The following is a 15,292-nucleotide window of genomic DNA, read 5'->3' as shown; positions in this document are numbered from 1 at the left end:
CTTATATAGACCTCACCACCTCTAAACACAAGTTTCCATGAGTAACTTATTTAAAGTTTGGATCAAAGCTCGCAAAACTTAGGTTTCTTTACCGCCAAGCTTGGCGGTATTATCACTTAATAATAGAACGCTACAGTAAACCTGCTCTCTCCCATAAGAGATTTGCCAAGAGCTAAGCAATTGCTAAATAGCTTTTAGCGCAATTAGTGACTAAGGTTTACCTATCAAGAGCTTAATGAATACCATTGTGAATACAGCTATTAAAAAACGCGCCATCAGCCCTGAACAAAAGCAATTACGCCGCCAACAGATACTCAGCACTGCTAAATTAGCCTTAGGCGAACATGGCTACGAACAGGTAGTACTTAGCCAACTAGCCGAACAACTAGAGCTATCAAAGCCGGCTTTGTATCGTTACTTTGCCAACAAAGAAAGCTTGTTTATGGCACTTTACTTAGAAGAGGCTAAACAGCTATTACAAGGGCTAGAGCGTTTGTCTCAGCAAAATCTAAAACCTAGAGTATTAGCCGAGACCATTGCCGCTCAGCCTACCTTTTGTTACCTCTCGGCCATTTTGCATACGGTATTAGAAAAACAAGAGAACATTGAACAAGCCATCAGCTTTAAACGAGAGCTCAAAACCATGGCCGAACAACTAGCCAAATTGTTTTTACATTGGTCGCCTCAGCTAAGCCAACAACAAGCCCTCACTAAAGTGATGTTTCTTTATCAAGCGGTTATTGGTTGTTGGCATACCAGCCACCCTTCGTCGACCATGCAGCAAGTGATGCAAAACGATGAGTTTGAAATTTTACGTTTAGACTTTGTCGACAGCTTAAGTTTACTGTTAGTTAAACTTCTAGCGGACTAGCCGCTGTTTCTATCAGCCAATCGGCCACTGCGCGCAAGCCTTGGTCGCGGCTGCGAGCTTGTTTATAGCAAAGGTAGAAGTCGTAACCGGTATATACCGAAGAAACCGGTAGATCGACTAAACTACCCTCGCGAATGTCTTTTTCCACCATAAAATCGCTCACTAGCGCAATGCCTTGGCCAGTTGCAGCGGCTTCTAAGGCGAGTACTTGGTGGCTAAAACTATGGAAGCCTTGATTGCTTGGCAGCGATATCCCCAAACCCTTAGACCACACCGCCCAATCCCCGCCTGGTTGCTGAGCATCTTCATCTAAGTCACAAGACAACAAAGGAAATTGTGGGAGTTCTTGCCGCCAGTTATTTTGGTCGATTTCTTGATAAAAGCTCGGCGAACACACTGCCACCAATCGTTCTTTGTGTAATAAGTGGCTCACATAACCAGGAGCTGAATCGGCAAAACAAATGAACAAGTCACCAGTAGCGCTAGACAAAACCGGCTCCTCGGTAATCATTTGCAAGCGTAAATCAATTTCTGGATTACGTGCCCTAAAGCTTGGAAGCAACGGTATCAAACGTTTTAAGGCAAATGAGCTGTAAGCAGTAAGCCTAAGTTGCGCAACCCCCTCACCTTTTACTTGCCGAGTAATGTGGCTTAATTCATTTAAAATACGCTCTACTTCGCTAAAGTAGCTGCGCCCAGCCTCACTTAGTTGTAGTTGGCGGCCAACTTTAATCAGCAAAGGCTCGGCTAAATACTCTTCAAGCAAGCGCAAGCGGTGGCTTACCGCGCTCTGGCTAATGCCTAATTCTTCGCCTGCTTTGGCGACACTTTGATTTCGCGCTACAGCCTCAAAGGCAATTAAGGCATTAAGTGGAGGTAGAGTTCGCATGCAAATACATTAAATTTTTTCATGTATTTTTAATTATTATCATTTTTTTAATGTTTAACAAGCTTCTACACTGCTGCTTCACCTATTAGCCATTAATTAACGGGAGGCAGCTATGCGTAACAACTCAACCTTTATTGCTATCCTCATTTTAGTGGTAGCTAATCAGATCGCAGTGCTGTCTGACGCACTGATGAAAGTAGCCGGAGAACAAGCCTCAGTATTTGAAATACTGCTATATCGCCAACTCAGCACGCTATTATTGTTATTGCCTTTATTTTTGCTCACCAAACAAAAACTGCCAGCAAAACCCTTAGTGCATGTAGTTCGTGGGCATTTATGGTTAGCGGGCTCTGGCTGCATGGTGGTAGCCTTAATAGCGCTGCCGCTAGCCACCGCTAATGCCTTATTTTACGCCGCACCCATTATGATGTTGCCACTAGGCATGTGGTTACACAAAAGCCCAGTAAACCGAACTCAAGTGGCTGCCGCATTCATTGGCTTTATCGGTGTGCTGGTAATTATTCGCCCCACCGAATTTAACTGGGGAGCTATCGCAGCTTTAGGCACGGCGCTGACACTTGCCTTAAGCAACCTAACGGTAAAGTACATTCCCAAACAAGAATCGGTAGTCACTAGCTTATTTTGGACCAACCTAATGGTTGTTCCGGCCACGCTAACTCTGGCTTGGCCACACTTGCACGGCTTTAATTGGTCACTGCTATACCTTGCCGGCGGAAGTAGCTTATTCATTTTGTTTTTGCACGCTGGTTCCGTCATTGCTTATAAGTCGGCTAACGCCAACAGCATTGCTAGCGCCGAATACACCGGATTGATTGGTGCAGCAATCTTTGGCTGGCTATTTTTTAGTGAAATGCCAGATTGGTTAACCTGGCTTGGCGCGGCTCTAATTGTGGTACCTTTGGTATTGCAAAGCCCCTTACCAAAGCAGCTTGCCCTATGGAAAAAGCAGTTAAGCCAGAAGCGCTTAAAGCGTTCTGCTTCAGACACTGGCCTATAAGCTTAGGGCAGCAAGCTTGTGCCTAAGCAGCTTTAAATCTCGAAGAAAAGCTTTTACTGTCAACTTAGCTAAACAGCACTATAGAATTAACCGCTAAGGTGCCTTAGGTAAATCAGTACAATCCATCAATAAATCAGCATAATACACTGCATTAACTAGCTGTATTGAGATTATGCAATGCTTACTATCGTCACCCTTGATTTAAGCTCGCCTTGTTAGCCTACAAAAACACCTTAGCCACCTTACTGTTGCTGGTACTTAGCTTGCCGAGCGCAGCTAGCCAAGCGGAGCCTCTGCGTTTGGCCGCAGATCGCTGGTGCCCTTTTAACTGCCAAGCAAGCAGTCGCTCACCGGGTTACATCATCGAGATTGCACAGCAGGTTTTTGCGCCCGATTATCAAGTAAGCTTGGTTGAAATGCCCTGGTCACGCGCGCTGCGTCATACTGAAAAAGGCGTTTATCAAGCGGTGGTAGGCGCACTCGCCGGCGAAGCCGAAGGCTTTATTTACCCTAAGCTGGCCATTGGTAAAGCGCAGCAAGTGCTAGTGATGCGTAGCGATAGCAATTGGCAGTATCAAGGCGTTCCTTCACTGGAAGACCTGACGATAGCGGTGATTGCTGATTATGACTACAACGATGAACTTGACGCCTATATTAGTGCTCATCAACATCGACGTAATTTGGTGGTTGTTCGCAGTGAACAGGCGCTGGAGCGTATGCATAAGCTACTGATAGAACGCAAAATTGATGGCTACGTCGAAGATAAAAGTGTAGTGAATTATTACATCCACCAACGGGGAGATAATAACGACATTCGCTTCGCCACAAGCTTTAGTACCGAGCCAGTGTACATTGCGTTTTCTCCGGCTAACCCACAAAGCCCGGCTTTAGCTCATCGTTTAAGCGAAGGCATACAAGGTTTAAGAAACAGCGGAGAGTTAGCCAAAATTTTACAACGCTATGGACTTAGCGACTGGCAATAACATTGATGTTTAGAGCTTAAGTTAACTCTTAGTACCTTAAGCTTTGGAGCTTGATTCTGGCAATACGCTTTGCCAATCTATTTCTCCCTGCACTAAGCGTTCTTTAGCGGCTTTTGGCAATTGTTTAATGGCATACTCTAAGCGCATGGCCTGCTGCTTAGAGGCCAAACACTGTTGATACACCAACTGTAGTGGGCCTTTTCCTCGTAGGGCTTTGGCACCTTTAACACCACCTTGTTGGTGCTCGGCAAAACGGCGCGCTACATCGGTAGTCACGCCAGTATACAAATGCTGTTGTTTGGTTCTAATAATATACAAAAACCACTCACTAGCAGCTTGTTTAACTACTAGTGAGTCATCACCAGACATTACGCTTCTATGCCCACAATCAACCAAGGTGAATTAGCTTGATCGAGTTTGCGCTCTAAGTGCCACACTTCGGCAACATCGCTTTCTTGGCCGCTAACCTCATCACGTGTTTTACCGGTGAACTTAACGCTTACTTCGGCATTTAACATTGAGTGATCAGCACGAACTAGTTCGGCATCAATAAATACAACACTACTATTTATTTCTTCAGAACCGTATGAGCGACGCTCTTCAGCTAGGGCGTTATAAAGTTCAATGCTCAAGTATTCTTGCATCACTTCTAGCTTGTTGTCGTTCCAAGCGCGCTGCAGAGTATCAAAGTGACCACGAGCGCCTTCTAAAAAGGCATTCGCGTCAAAACCTGCTGGCGGATTAAACGGCACGTCGTCTTTGCCTCCGCTAGCAAGTTGACTAGCACTAGCAAAACCACCTTGTTGCCACTGTTGCTCTGCCTGAGGGCCTTGATAAGCCTGCGCGGGTTGGTGATTCATTGCCGCTGCCTTTTGTTGGTTGAGGCCACGTAAGAAACGCACCGCCACAAAGGCAATTAAAGCAAACAACAAAATATCCATCATCTGCAGGCCTTCAAAGGCTCCACCGCCAAGCAAAGCAGCAAACAAACCGCCGGCTAATAAGCCGCCTAGTAATCCACCCATCATCCCTGAGCGACGGCCAGTATTTGCGGCAGTACCATTGTTTTGGTTTTGCTGCTGATTAGCCTGTTGATTAGTTTGGCTTGGTTGTTTTTTAAAGGTAGGTTGGCTTTTACCCCAAGACTTACCACCACCAAAGCGTTTGGCCTCTGCGTCGGGGGTAATAATCAATACCGCCATCACCAACGCCATAACACTCATCAATTTTTTTAACATGCGCTCCGCCTTCTAAGGAGTAATTCAGCGATAAGCAGTGTAACTAGCTTGCAGCGAGGTTCAAGTGAAAACTATCTCAAGGACTAAGCAAGCTGAAGCACTACGACTTTAGTATTGATGTAAAACTTTTGTTACAGCTAGATTCAGCTTGTTCAACAGCCACTAATATACATTAAATTCAATAACTTAAACCCCTTTGCAAACACTCAAAACAATTAGGGTTATTGCTTTGATTATTTTTTCGCCTAAGCTGGGGGAGTCGGCTAAAAAACAATAATTCTGCCGACATAGACACTTACAAAAGACCAAAACAAAAAGGACTTAGCCATGATACTTCTCGTTGGCGGTGAAAAGGGGGGCAGTGGAAAAAGCTGTCTGGCCCAAAACTTGGCGGTGTATTTGAAACAACGCTTCAATACCGAAATTCTCTTGGTTGATTGCGATCCACAACGTACTAGCTCCGATTGGGTGCAAGCACGTAACGAGCAAGAAGACCTTCCAACTATTAACTGCGTGCAACTGTACGGCAACATTCGCAACGACTTACTTAGCCTACAAAATCGCTTCGACTTTGTGGTAGTAGATTGCGGAGGGCAAGATAGCAAAGCCCTACGCTCGAGTATGGCAGTTGCCACCCACGCCATAGTTCCACTACGCCCTAAGCGGCGTGATATAAAAACCCTGCCCCATTTAGAAGAGTTAGTTAATACCTGTAAAGCGGTAAACTTTCATTTAAAAGAAGCAGTTGTACTCACCCAATGTCCATCGTTGCCAAGCCAATACAAGCGTATTGAAGAGGCCAAAGAGGTATGCAGAACCTACGGTTTAAATGTTCTAGACGCCATCACCTTTAATCGCAATATCTATGATGATAGCGAAGAGCGTGGCTACACAGTGTTGGAGCTTGAGCCGGAAGGAAAAGCAGCCCAAGAAATCCGCAATATTGCTGAAGAATTTATAGTATGTGAGCAAGGAGCGGCAGATCATGGCATTGCACGATCTCAAGAAAAAGCCTCGGGCTTCTAAACCGAAACAGTTTTGCGATGTAGATAGCTTTATTGCGCAAGCCGAGCTGTATGCTCGTGGCTGCGAAAATGTGGTGCACTTGCCGATACAAGCTAGGCGCAATGCATCTAAGCAGCCAGCAAAAAATGCCACGTTTAGCTTAAACCAAGCGGTAATTGCCGAGTTAGATCAAATAAAGCAAAAAACCGGTTTGTCTAAGTCTTACTTGGTGCGAGCTTTAACTCATCACTTAGCAGGTTTAGAAGAGCCCAAACAACAGGCTATATTAAAGCCCAAATAGCCTTAAGCTACTTAAAGTAACTTAATCACCCAGCCAAAGGTGCTGGGTGAGAGGCACTTTGTTATTGCGAAAAATAATCCCTTCATCCTCAAGACGTTGGCGCTGACATTGATATTGCGGAGAGCCTTCTGGGAAGGAAATCATGCCTTTAGCATTAATCACTCTATGCCATGGTAAATTGGAGTCTTCGGGTAAGGTTTTTAAGCAACGCCCTACTGCACGCGCCATTCGAGGATAACCAGCCATTTCGGCAACCCCGCCATAAGTGGCCACCTTCCCTTCTGGAATATGCCCAATCACCAACCAAAACTTAGCGAGGTAGTCTTGTTGATCCATGCTTGTTTAGCTTCGCATCCATACTTCGCTAGCCCAATCCCAGATGGTATCCCACTCTGGTACTAGATCTTCTTGGCCTTGCCAGTAGCCAATTTCACCTTCTTGGCTAATGAAGTAGAAGTTGTCACCATTTTGGCAAATAGGAATAAACTCACGCGGTAAACCTAAGCTCCATGCGGTAGCCGCTACCTCTGGCAAATAAGTATGTAAGTAAGGGTCGCTAATGGTTACAGGCTCTAAGCTACCACAGATAACATTACTCACGGTAAGTTGGAAAGCACGCAGATCACTAGGCATGGGAATTAAGATAAGTTCTTCAACTTCAACTAATTGCGCTTCTGTTGGTAGCTCACTAGGATAGGCGCCAGACTGATCGGCAGCTCTAATTTCATCGATTAATTCTTGCATGCTTGTCTCTCCGCGGCATTGGCATACAATGCCTGTTGCTAAAACTGGTGCACAGCTTACCTAGAAGACTCTCAATCAGCAAAGGAATATCCATGCCACTTCACGCTATAACTGTAGAACCCGAGCAAGCTGCTCGCCATTGTATTATTTGGCTACATGGCTTAGGCGCAGGACCAGAAGATTTTGTCCCTTTAGCTAAGCAACTAAAGCTGCCCGATGAAGCAGCAGTGCGCTTTATCTTTCCAGCAGCGCCCGAGCGCGCCGTTACCGTTAACGCTGGCTACTTTATGCCCGCTTGGTACGACATACTGGCGTTTTCACCGCAGCGAAAAATTAATCAACAGCACTTAGAACAAGTAAGCCAAGAGATTAGCCAGCTAATTGAGCAACAACTTGCTCAAGGCATCCCCAGTAAAAACATTATTTTGGCCGGTTTCTCTCAAGGCGGTGCGGTGGCATATCACTGTGCTTTAAACCTAGAGCATGCCTTAGGTGGTGTGTTGTGTATGTCTACTTACTTAGTTAATGAAAGCCTGCCTAAACAGCACTTCCAAGCTAATACACCGATCCTCATCCAGCATGGCCGACAAGATGATGTGGTTGCCCCAAGCTTAGGTGAGCAAGCCTATCAGCAACTATCAGCTTTAGGCTACCAAGTGGAATTTAGCCTATTTGATATGGCGCACAGTGTGTCGCCGAGCCAAATAAAGGCGATTAAAGCCTGGATAGGCGCCCGTTTAAACTAAGTGATGGGCTTGCTTTAAGCACTCTAGGAAACAAGCCAATATCCGTGAGGGTTTGGGTGATATACGATTTACCGCTAAAAACGGACAGTCATAACTAAACACCTCACCACCAATGGCTCTAATCAGCCCTTGCTCCACAAAACTACGTGCATAATGGTCGGGCAAATAAGCCAAATAACTGCCCGACAACAATAAAGTTGCGACTGCTTCTTGGTCATAAGCGGTGGCATGTCGCTTAAAACCTTTTTGCTGAGAAGTATCCATATTAGGTGAGTTGTGGCCAAGGCCAGCATACTTTTGGCTAACAATCTCTTGCTCGCTAATCGTAATATCACTGCGTTTAAACAAGGGGTGGTGATAGCCACAATACAGAGACATTTTTTCATCAAATAACCACTGATAGGCCAAACTGGCAGATTGACGCGGCCCCGGCACCACACCAACATGATAACGCCCTTCTATCACTCCACTTTCGATCACCGATAAGGTTTCTACGTATAAATCTAAACTAACCTTGGGTGCTCGTTGATCGAATAGCTGCAATGCTTGGGAGATTTTAGCTTCTTGGTTGGTGACGGTTTTATCGAACAAGGCAATGGCTAGGTTACCGGTCATCTCTTTGTGTAAGCCTTGAACGTCTGCGCGGAACTCATCTAAGGCGCCCATCAAACGTAAGCTTGATTGATAGATATGTTGTCCTTCGGCACTCAACACAAACCCAGCTCGCCCCCGCTGGCATAAGGTTACCCCAAGGCGGATCTCCAAATCCTTAACGTGTCGGCTAATGGTCGAGCGACCAATATTGAGTTCGACTTCGGCTGCCGAAATGCCTCCACATTCCACCACGACCCTAAAAACTTTGAGTAGGCGTAAATCAATATCACTAAGTTGGCCTAAGATCTTCTGCATTATGTTTCATCCTTATGAAACTTTAGATTCAAAGATACATATTTATGTAACTTAAAACCAGCATTAGGCTAAACACAGCATCTAGCTTTGCAAGGAGAAGCAAATGGCCACATTGCAAGACATGGGAATTACCCAAAATCAACTTAATAGCCACTGGATGGCATATACGGGAAATCGCCAATTCAAACAAGATCCACGAATGATTTGCCAAGCCAAGGGCAAATACTACTTTGATGCCGACGGTCGCAAAATATTTGATGGCTTATCAGGCCTGTGGACCTGCGGCTTGGGCCATGGCCGCCAAGAAATAGTTGATGCCATTGCCCAGCAAGCCAGCCAGCTTGATTACTCTCCAGCGTTTCAGTTTGGCCACCCAAAATCATTTCAACTGGCAGAGCGAATTACCGAGTTTATGCCTGAAGGCTTAAACCGGGTATTTTTCACTGGTTCTGGCTCTGAATCTGCCGATACCTCACTAAAAATCGCTCGCGCTTATTGGCGTAAAAAAGGCCTTGCCAGTAAAACCAAGTTGATTGGCCGCGGCAAAGGCTATCACGGGGTAAACTTTGGCGGCATATCAGTGGGCGGCATAGGCCCAAATCGCGCCATATTTGGTGCCGGTGTAGATAGCGCCCATATGCGCCATACGGTGTTGCCAGAAAATGCCTTTACTAAAGGCCAACCAAGCCAAGGCGCTGAACTCGCCAATGACTTAATTGACTTAATCGCCATGCATGATGCTTCCAATATAGCGGCAGTGATTGTTGAACCTATGGCCGGCAGTGCTGGGGTAATTCCACCACCGGTTGGCTACTTAAAACGTTTGCGTGAGATTTGCGACCAACACCAAATCTTACTGATTTTCGATGAAGTGATTTGTGCTTTTGGCCGCTTAGGTTACAAAACCGGAGCAGAGGCCTGCGGCGTTACACCAGACATCATTAACATGGCCAAGCAGCTCACCAATGGGGTAGTTCCTATGGGAGCAGTGGCCTGCAAGCAAGAAATTTACGACACCTTTATGGACGAAGGTGGTCCAAACTATATGTTAGAGCTGCCCCACGGCTATACCTACTCAGCTCACCCTATTGCTTGTGCCGCAGCACTTGCCTCTTTGGACTTATTGGAAAAAGAACACATGTTTGAGCAAGTAAGGGAAATGAGCCCAATACTTGAACATGCTGCGCATCAGCTGGGACAGTTGGATTTAGTAAGCGATGTAAGAAACATGGGCTTAGCCGCAGGCCTAAGCCTTGTTCATGCACCCGGTGAGCCGGCACTTAATCCGTTTTTGGTGGCCCAACAAATGTGGCAAAAAGGATACTACGTGCGCTATGGCGCCGACACCATACAAATAGCGCCTCCGTTTAACGTAAGCGCAGCAGAAATCGACAGCCTATTTAATGCCTTAGGCGACTCCATTAATCAACTATCAGGCCAAGCCTAAGCCTATAAGGAAAGCTTTATGTCTATCATCGGTCATTTAATTAATGGCGAAAGCCACAACGAGTACACGCGCTCACAAGATGTGTATAACCCTTCTACCGGTCAAGTCGCTAGCCAAGTTGCCTTGGCTGACAAAACCACGGTTGAGCAAGCCATTAGCGTCGCTCAACAAGCTTTTCCCGCTTGGCGAGATACGCCAGTGGCAAAACGTGCCCAAATTATGTTTCGCTACAAAACCTTGTTGGAAGAGAATGCCGAGCGCATTTGTGAACTGGTAGGCCAACAGCACGGAAAAATCGTCCATGACGCTATGGGCGAGCTTACCCGGGGCATTGAAAATGTTGAATACGCCTGTGCTGCACCCGAGGTACTTAAAGGTGAACATTCGCGTAACGTTGGCCCAGGCATAGACTCATGGAGTGAATTCCAAGCCTTGGGAGTAGTAGCTGGGATAACCCCATTCAATTTCCCTGTAATGGTGCCTATGTGGATGTTCCCTATGGCACTTATGTGCGGCAATAGCTTTGTATTAAAACCCTCTGAGCGAGATCCGTCGGCGACAATGCTAATTGCCGAACTACTTCATCAAGCAGGATTACCAGCAGGTGTATTTAATGTAGTGAATGGCGATAAAGAAGCCGTAGATACCTTACTTACCGACCCACGTGTTGCAGCGGTGAGCTTTGTAGGTTCTACCCCGATCGCTGAGTACATTTACAGCACCGCTACCGCCAATGGTAAGCGTTGCCAAGCTTTAGGTGGGGCAAAAAATCACGCCATCATCATGCCTGATGCCGATTTAGATAACGCAGTAAACTCTCTACTTGGCGCAGCTTTTGGCTCCTCGGGTGAACGTTGTATGGCCTTATCGGTTGCGGTTGCCGTAGGTGACGAAATTGCCGACAAGCTGGTAGATGGTTTAACTCAGCAAATGCAGAACCTAAAGGTTGGTGCCTACTCAGATAAAGAAAACGACTTTGGACCACTAATTAGTGCCGAACAGCGAGACAAAGTTGAAATGTACATTAGTAGTGCTGAAGAAGATGGTGCCACCGTTGTTGTAGATGGTCGAAATACTCAAGTAGCGGGCTACCCTGATGGCTTCTACGTTGGAGGAACCCTAATCGACCATGTCACCGAAACGATGAAAGCCTATCAAGAGGAAATTTTTGGACCGGTGTTGTGTGTGGTTCGAGTGGATAGCATGGAACAAGGTATGCAACTGATTAACAAGCACCAATTTGGTAATGGTACTTGCCTATATACCCGTGATGGAGAGGCAGCGCGTTACTTCTCAGACAACATTCAGGTTGGAATGGTAGGTATCAACATCCCTCTGCCTGTGCCGGTTTCTTATCATAGTTTTGGTGGTTGGAAGCGTTCTTTGTTTGGTGATTTACACGCCTACGGCCCAGATGCTGTGCGCTTTTATACTAAACGTAAAACCATTACCCAGCGTTGGCCATCAGCGTCGGTACGCGAAGGGGTAAATTTCTCGTTCCCTAGCTAAAGGGCTTATTTGTCTTAGTAGCCCAGCTTAAGGCTGGGCTAAGCAGGTAGACAGCTACCTATAAGATTTGTTTTAACAAACGGTCAGCGCGCACTCTGTTTATTCGTTTTAGCAAGCGCTTCACTGGCAAGGGGTAATTAGCTAGGCTGTCTAAATCTGCGACACAATGCACTAACTTTGTGTGAGCCAATATGTTATTCAGCTCGACCTGCTTTTGCTCACTCAACAATCCTTTCGGATCATCAATTAATAAGCCATTCTCTAAGTCCAAGTTCCAAGCGCGTGGATTCAAGTTATTACCGGTTAATAAGCTATAGCGCTCATCAACCCACAAACCTTTTACATGAAAGCTATTATCTTGATGCGACCACAAATGAATACTTAACAAACCACTGTTTATGTATTTTAGCTGGCGTTTAACAAACTTAGACAAATTCAGCTCGTACAAATAAGGTAGCGCATGGATAACTTTAAAGTTTTCATCTGGCTTGCTGTAAAAGTCACTTGCGGTTTTATCGCCAACAATCAGCTTTACTTTCACACCATTTTTTAAGGCTTTGCTAATTTCCCTAGACAAACTACCCGGAGGATTAAAATAAGGCGTACACAAGGTTATTTGGTGGCTGGCTTTAATGATCAGCTGGCGAATGGTTTTATTGAGTAAATTTTGGCGACGCCCCAAACCCAATAAAGGTGTGATACCAACTTCAGATTCCTCACATTGCTGAGGATAGTAACTGTATTGCTCACGTTGCAATGACAAGCGTAAACGACGAATAGCAGGCTTTAGCGAACGAGTAGTCACCGGCTCATTGGTAGATAAACTAGACACCGCTTCGCTATTCACTAAGTACTGCTCTACATAGTCAACCATCGTATTAGCCAGGCGAGCATTATCAATCAAGTGGTAACGATCAAAGCGGTAGCGCTGTTGCTGCGCTAAATAGATATTGTTAATACTGGCACCGCTATACACCACTGTATCATCAATAATGCTACCTTTTAAATGCAGTACGCCAAACAATTCGCGATTACTCACAGGCACACCGTAGAAGGTAATAAGGCCTGGGTAACGTTGTTCATACTCGCGGTACATCGCAGCGTTACCCTCGGCTTGTGCGTCGCCAATCAAACCACGTTGAGCACGATGCCAATCAACTAAAACAACAACTTCTAGCTCTGGGTTACGCTGTTTAGCAGCATACAGGCCTTCCATAATGCTGCGGCCAGCTTGATCATCTTCAAGATAAAGTGCAACGATATAAATCCGAGACTTAGCATCAGCTATCTGCTCTAGCAAGGCAAGGCGATACTCTTCAGCACTCAGCAAGGTTTTAAACTGCAGTGGATCTTGCGCAATTTTGGGTAGAGACTGTAACGATGCGTTACGAGAAAAACGTGGAGTCATTAATATAGATTCTTGATTACTAGCACTATGCTTGGCTAATTGTAACAAAGGATCAGCTTGGTCACTAAGAAAGCTATCAACAAAGCGTAAAATTGCTGCTAGCTCCACACAACTATGGCGCACAAAGAAAAAGGGCTTCCCATTGGGAAGCCCTTAACTATTTGGAGCCTAGCAGTGACCTACTTTCACATGGGGAAGCCCCACACTATCATCGGCGCAGTTGCGTTTCACTTCTGAGTTCGGCATGGGGTCAGGTGGGTCCACAACGCTATTGCCACTAGGCAAAAACTTTTGCATTGTTCACTCAAGCTAGTTGGCTAGGCCAAAATTTCCTTAGCTAGAGTAAAAAGCCCTCGTCGTCAGACGAGGGCTTAGTATGAGAGCCTGGCGGTGACCTACTTTCACATGGGGAAGCCCCACACTATCATCGGCGCAGTTGCGTTTCACTTCTGAGTTCGGCATGGAGTCAGGTGGGTCCACAACGCTATTGCCACCAGGCAAAAACTGTTGTCTTTAACATTCGAAAAAGCTGAAATACCTCATGAGCACTAACAAGTATTCATGGTTTCTAAAATAAAGTATCTATAAGCAACACCCTTTAGGTGTTGTATGGTTAAGCCTCACGGGTAATTAGTACAAGTTAGCTCAATGCCTCACAGCACTTACACACCTTGCCTATCAACGTTGTAGTCTCCAACGGCCCTTCAGAGGACTTAAAGTCCTAGTGAGAATTAATCTCGAGGCCTGCTTCCCGCTTAGATGCTTTCAGCGGTTATCAGTTCCGAACGTAGCTACTGGGCAATGCTATTGGCATAACAACCCAAACACCAGCGGTTCGTCCACTCCGGTCCTCTCGTACTAGGAGCAGCTCCCCTCAATTCTCAAACGCCCACGGCAGATAGGGACCGAACTGTCTCACGACGTTCTAAACCCAGCTCGCGTACCACTTTAAATGGCGAACAGCCATACCCTTGGGACCGACTTCAGCCCCAGGATGTGATGAGCCGACATCGAGGTGCCAAACACCGCCGTCGATATGAACTCTTGGGCGGTATCAGCCTGTTATCCCCGGAGTACCTTTTATCCGTTGAGCGATGGCCCTTCCATACAGAACCACCGGATCACTATGACCTACTTTCGTACCTGCTCGACGTGTCTGTCTCGCAGTTAAGCTGGCTTATGCCATTGCACTAACCGTATGATGTCCGACCATACTTAGCCAACCTTCGTGCTCCTCCGTTACTCTTTGGGAGGAGACCGCCCCAGTCAAACTACCCACCAGACACTGTCCGCAATCCCGATAAGGGACCAACGTTAGAACATCAACACTACAAGGGTGGTATTTCAAGGTCGGCTCCACGTCATCTGGCGACAACGCTTCAAAGCCTCCCACCTATCCTACACATGTAGGGTCAATGTTCAGTGTCAAGCTGTAGTAAAGGTTCACGGGGTCTTTCCGTCTAGCCGCGGGTACACCGCATCTTCACGGCAATTTCAATTTCACTGAGTCTCGGGTGGAGACAGCTTGGCCATCATTACGCCATTCGTGCAGGTCGGAACTTACCCGACAAGGAATTTCGCTACCTTAGGACCGTTATAGTTACGGCCGCCGTTTACCGGGGCTTCGATCAATAGCTTCGCTTGCGCTAACCACATCAATTAACCTTCCGGCACCGGGCAGGCGTCACACCGTATACGTCATCTTTCGATTTAGCACAGTGCTGTGTTTTTAATAAACAGTTGCAGCCAACTGGTATCTGCGACTCTCAGCAGCTTAGGGAGCAAGTCCCATCACCATCAAGAGCGTACCTTCTCCCGAAGTTACGGTACCATTTTGCCTAGTTCCTTCACCCGAGTTCTCTCAAGCGCCTTGGTATTCTCTACCCAACCACCTGTGTCGGTTTGGGGTACGGTTTCGTATAATCTGAAGCTTAGAGACTTTTCCTGGAAGCAGGGCATCAACCACTTCGTGTCCGTAGACACTCGTCATCAACTCTCAGCGTAATGTAAACCCGGATTTGCCTAAGTTTACCGCCTACTGCCTTTCACGTGGACAACCATCGCCACGCTGGCCTAGCCTTCTCCGTCCTCCCATCGCAATTATACGAAGTACAGGAATATTAACCTGTTTCCCATCGACTACACTTTTCAGTCTCGCCTTAGGGGCCGACTCACCCTGCCCTGATTAACATTGGACAGGAAACCTTGGTCTTTCGGCGAGGGG

15 protein-coding genes and 3 rRNA genes (1 of these 18 only partly in view) are annotated in these 15,292 nt (G+C 46.4%); 8 read left to right on the top strand and 10 right to left on the bottom strand.

The genetic code is table 11. From position 1 onward, the window contains the following. The first annotated feature begins 235 nt into the window (after positions 1–235). Positions 236–871 (top strand): TetR family transcriptional regulator, encoded by a 636-nt coding sequence (locus tag OV592_RS00220; protein ID WP_406609997.1) that lies wholly within the window; start codon positions 236–238, stop codon positions 869–871. Here OV592_RS00220 and OV592_RS00215 read toward each other — a convergent pair. Further along, complete coding sequence (locus OV592_RS00215; RefSeq protein ID WP_016403844.1) at positions 852–1,760, bottom strand: LysR substrate-binding domain-containing protein; 909 nt, start codon at positions 1,758–1,760, stop codon at positions 852–854. The two genes, OV592_RS00220 and OV592_RS00215, sit on opposite strands and share 20 nt — an antisense overlap. Positions 1,761–1,872: 112 nt before the next feature. Between OV592_RS00215 and OV592_RS00210 the strand changes: the two genes are divergently transcribed. Together OV592_RS00210 and OV592_RS00205 are read left to right on the top strand one after the other, a co-directional pair. Beyond that, positions 1,873–2,778, top strand: coding sequence for a DMT family transporter (locus OV592_RS00210; protein ID WP_406609996.1), 906 nt, complete (start codon positions 1,873–1,875; stop codon positions 2,776–2,778). Positions 2,779–2,990: 212 nt separating this feature from the next. Continuing rightward, positions 2,991–3,761, top strand: coding sequence for a substrate-binding periplasmic protein (locus OV592_RS00205; protein ID WP_406609995.1), 771 nt, complete (start codon positions 2,991–2,993; stop codon positions 3,759–3,761). A 36-nt stretch (positions 3,762–3,797) separates the two neighbouring features. Here the strand turns inward: OV592_RS00205 and OV592_RS00200 are convergent, their stop codons facing one another. Together OV592_RS00200 and OV592_RS00195 are read right to left on the bottom strand one after the other, a co-directional pair. Next, positions 3,798–4,130 (bottom strand): GIY-YIG nuclease family protein, encoded by a 333-nt coding sequence (locus OV592_RS00200; RefSeq protein WP_406609994.1) that lies wholly within the window; start codon positions 4,128–4,130, stop codon positions 3,798–3,800. Next, positions 4,130–4,999: a Tim44 domain-containing protein gene (locus OV592_RS00195; RefSeq protein ID WP_406609993.1), complete on the bottom strand. Its 870-nt coding sequence runs from the start codon at positions 4,997–4,999 to the stop codon at positions 4,130–4,132. The genes OV592_RS00200 and OV592_RS00195 overlap by 1 nt, the downstream gene beginning before the upstream one ends. A 327-nt stretch (positions 5,000–5,326) precedes the next feature. Here OV592_RS00195 and OV592_RS00190 point away from each other — a divergent pair, with 327 nt between their 5' ends. Both OV592_RS00190 and OV592_RS00185 read left to right on the top strand, forming a co-directional pair. Beyond that, positions 5,327–6,025: an AAA family ATPase gene (locus tag OV592_RS00190; RefSeq protein WP_016403850.1), complete on the top strand. Its 699-nt coding sequence runs from the start codon at positions 5,327–5,329 to the stop codon at positions 6,023–6,025. Further along, complete coding sequence (locus OV592_RS00185; RefSeq protein ID WP_152784009.1) at positions 5,985–6,305, top strand: ribbon-helix-helix domain-containing protein; 321 nt, start codon at positions 5,985–5,987, stop codon at positions 6,303–6,305. The genes OV592_RS00190 and OV592_RS00185 overlap by 41 nt, the downstream gene beginning before the upstream one ends. 21 nt (positions 6,306–6,326) lie before the next feature. On the opposite strand, the gene OV592_RS00180 is transcribed toward OV592_RS00185, so the two are convergent. Next, complete coding sequence (locus OV592_RS00180) at positions 6,327–6,641, bottom strand: MGMT family protein (RefSeq protein ID WP_016403852.1); 315 nt, start codon at positions 6,639–6,641, stop codon at positions 6,327–6,329. Between the two features lie 6 nt (positions 6,642–6,647). Then, positions 6,648–7,049: an SMI1/KNR4 family protein gene (locus OV592_RS00175; RefSeq protein ID WP_406609992.1), complete on the bottom strand. Its 402-nt coding sequence runs from the start codon at positions 7,047–7,049 to the stop codon at positions 6,648–6,650. 92 nt (positions 7,050–7,141) lie between these two features. Between OV592_RS00175 and OV592_RS00170 the strand changes: the two genes are divergently transcribed. After that, complete coding sequence (locus OV592_RS00170) at positions 7,142–7,795, top strand: alpha/beta hydrolase (RefSeq protein WP_406609991.1); 654 nt, start codon at positions 7,142–7,144, stop codon at positions 7,793–7,795. Here the strand turns inward: OV592_RS00170 and OV592_RS00165 are convergent. Continuing rightward, a complete protein-coding gene (locus OV592_RS00165) occupies positions 7,787–8,704 on the bottom strand; it encodes a LysR family transcriptional regulator (protein WP_338622957.1) in 918 nt (305 codons plus the stop codon). The genes OV592_RS00170 and OV592_RS00165 overlap by 9 nt on opposite strands. 103 nt (positions 8,705–8,807) lie before the next feature. Between OV592_RS00165 and OV592_RS00160 the strand changes: the two genes are divergently transcribed. After that, complete coding sequence (locus tag OV592_RS00160; protein WP_406609990.1) at positions 8,808–10,151, top strand: aspartate aminotransferase family protein; 1,344 nt, start codon at positions 8,808–8,810, stop codon at positions 10,149–10,151. An 18-nt stretch (positions 10,152–10,169) separates the two neighbouring features. Next, positions 10,170–11,660, top strand: coding sequence for a CoA-acylating methylmalonate-semialdehyde dehydrogenase (locus OV592_RS00155; protein WP_406609989.1), 1,491 nt, complete (start codon positions 10,170–10,172; stop codon positions 11,658–11,660). A 58-nt stretch (positions 11,661–11,718) separates the two neighbouring features. On the opposite strand, the gene pssA is transcribed toward OV592_RS00155, so the two are convergent. From pssA to OV592_RS00135, 4 genes are all read right to left on the bottom strand, one after another. Further along, positions 11,719–13,191 (bottom strand): CDP-diacylglycerol--serine O-phosphatidyltransferase, encoded by a 1,473-nt coding sequence (gene pssA / locus OV592_RS00150; RefSeq protein WP_406609988.1) that lies wholly within the window; start codon positions 13,189–13,191, stop codon positions 11,719–11,721. 43 nt (positions 13,192–13,234) lie between these two features. After that, positions 13,235–13,350, bottom strand: a 5S ribosomal RNA gene (gene rrf / locus OV592_RS00145). A gap of 100 nt (positions 13,351–13,450) precedes the next feature. Continuing rightward, positions 13,451–13,566 (bottom strand): 5S ribosomal RNA (gene rrf / locus OV592_RS00140). 111 nt (positions 13,567–13,677) lie between these two features. Continuing rightward, positions 13,678–15,292 (bottom strand): 23S ribosomal RNA (locus OV592_RS00135); it runs 1,273 nt beyond the window's last position.

Source organism: Agarivorans sp. JK6, assembly GCF_045277145.1.
In the GTDB taxonomy this organism is placed as follows: Bacteria; Pseudomonadota; Gammaproteobacteria; order Enterobacterales; family Celerinatantimonadaceae; genus Agarivorans; species Agarivorans albus.
The sequence above is the reverse complement of the archived record's forward strand: the minus strand, read 5'-3'. Positions and strand labels throughout refer to the sequence as shown.